This is a genomic window from Phormidium sp. CCY1219, assembly GCF_055795085.1.
The window spans coordinates 1-1,684 of sequence record NZ_JAYFEQ010000971.1 but is presented as its reverse complement, the minus strand read 5'-3'; the positions used below and the strand labels follow the sequence as shown (position 1 = coordinate 1,684).

Annotated in this window: 3 protein-coding genes; 2 read left to right on the top strand and 1 reads right to left on the bottom strand. The window is 45.3% G+C overall.

Annotation, left to right across the window (positions count from 1 at the left end):
* Positions 1–214, bottom strand: a 214-nt coding sequence (locus tag AC0QH1_RS31195; protein ID WP_324635338.1) for a hypothetical protein, incomplete at its 3' end; no start/stop codon positions are given.
* A gap of 426 nt (positions 215–640) precedes the next feature.
* Here AC0QH1_RS31195 and AC0QH1_RS31190 point away from each other — a divergent pair.
* Together AC0QH1_RS31190 and AC0QH1_RS31185 are read left to right on the top strand one after the other, a co-directional pair.
* A complete protein-coding gene (locus AC0QH1_RS31190) occupies positions 641–877 on the top strand; it encodes a hypothetical protein (protein ID WP_324635337.1) in 237 nt (78 codons plus the stop codon).
* Between the two features lie 80 nt (positions 878–957).
* Complete coding sequence (locus AC0QH1_RS31185; protein ID WP_324635336.1) at positions 958–1,344, top strand: hypothetical protein; 387 nt, start codon at positions 958–960, stop codon at positions 1,342–1,344.
* The last annotated feature ends 340 nt before the right edge of the window (positions 1,345–1,684 follow it).

The following is a 1,684-nucleotide window of genomic DNA, read 5'->3' as shown; positions in this document are numbered from 1 at the left end:
AATTTTTATCCCTTGGTCTTCCTGACAAACACGATAACCTTGAAATCTTCCGTTGATTTTGAGGAGGTCTAGCAGCTTTTTTCAAAGATTGGTTGCGATAGCGAATTCTGCTGTAAAAAGTGGAGTAAGGAACTCCATTTTTATCAGCCCCAGATTCTCTCCAAAGTTGCCGATAAGATTTTTTCATTTTAGCAGTTTCTAATCGATTATTCAATTAAATTATAGCATGACGGTTGCTTAACCTCTAAAATCCTTACTACGAAAGGATTTCAAGGAATTTCAAAAAAACACTTGACAAAAATTCTAACCTTATGTATGATTAGAAGTATGGAAGAAATGGAAGAAATAATCATTAGGTTAATCGAGGGTGGGTATCTCAAAAGCGATTACCCACAAAAAGGAAAAGTAATAGGTGAGGCAAGAACTGATGAAGGATATACAATCCTTTTAACTGACGCTGGAACCTATTTTCCGGCGAGACATGTTTGTCAACGGTGCAAAACACCGTTGACTGCGACCGACTATTTCGATTTCATTTGCAATCAATGCAGTGGAGCTTTCTAAGTTTAAGAATCTGAAAGCTCCCCACCACCCACCCCCAATCACCGCCGCTTACTAAATATGAGGGAAAAACCAAACCATGAAAAAATCACAAAAATGGAATGTCACGAGACACTTTTTAAGGAAAGTGGATTCCAACTTCCGAGCTTCTAAATCAGAATACACGAATCGGAGCTATCCGATTTGGACAGAAACGCCAGAAGAAGAAAGGTTCCTACTGGCTAAGTATTTTCTGGCCAAAAAATACAACTACGAACTACCTTTTGTCGGAGGGTTAGTTCCTGGAAAAAATGTTTGGCAGGAGGACAAAACTTAATTAATAGCCGCTCACCCGGCTTTTGAAAATGTGGGGGTGGGAGGCGAGGAACGCCCCCCAGTGTTACATGGAAAGTAACGATGAAAATTCTATCATATCAATCTGCTGCTATTGCTGCTGTTGGTATTACTGCTGCTGGTATTACTGCTATTGCTCCAATAGCAGCAGCTCAAAACCGATGCGGCTGGCTAGTGACGGTTTACAACGACAACGAACCAGACAACACAATGCAGTTTGAGGGTGTCCGCATTGACGGGCGTTGTGTTGCTGACACGCTTCGATTTAATGGCCGGTGGAACGATGGCCCGATGTCAGCGTCAATTTATCCTGCACCCAATGGTCAGCATTTCGTCTGGCGTGTTGATGAAAAGACAGGAACTGCAGAAAATTTTTACCGCGCGTACCAATACCACATGCCGGCACTTCTGACCGATCCGGATGATGCCGAACGGCATGATGATTGGTAATTAATCCCTAAATTTGCGATCGCCCTCTATCAAAAAGGCGATCGCAAACTGTTAACGCTAACAGTTAAGCACTGAAATACTAAAATTTTCCCCTCAAACTTTTGAGGGGAATTTTATATTAATTGTATATCAAAAGAAAATATTTTTTAAGCGGTTAGAATTACTGTTCGCCACATCCTCCCCCGCCCCGGCTCCCCCCCGCAGCGGTGCCGCCCTGCGGGCGGCGTTCCCCTCGCTTCGCGCGCTCCGCTAGTGGGCTTCGCTTCGCTCGCTCCGCTTGCTCCGCTGCGCTCCGCTCCGCGCGCTCAGCCGCGCGCCCCCCCCGCCGCCGCCGGCGTCC

What these genes read in the sequence shown, in the direction of transcription:
- AC0QH1_RS31190 (WP_324635337.1), top strand. Translation starts at nt 641, where the DNA reads ATGAAAAAATCACAAAAATGGAATGTCACGAGACACTTTTTAAGGAAA.
- AC0QH1_RS31185 (WP_324635336.1), top strand. Translation starts at nt 958, where the DNA reads ATGAAAATTCTATCATATCAATCTGCTGCTATTGCTGCTGTTGGTATT.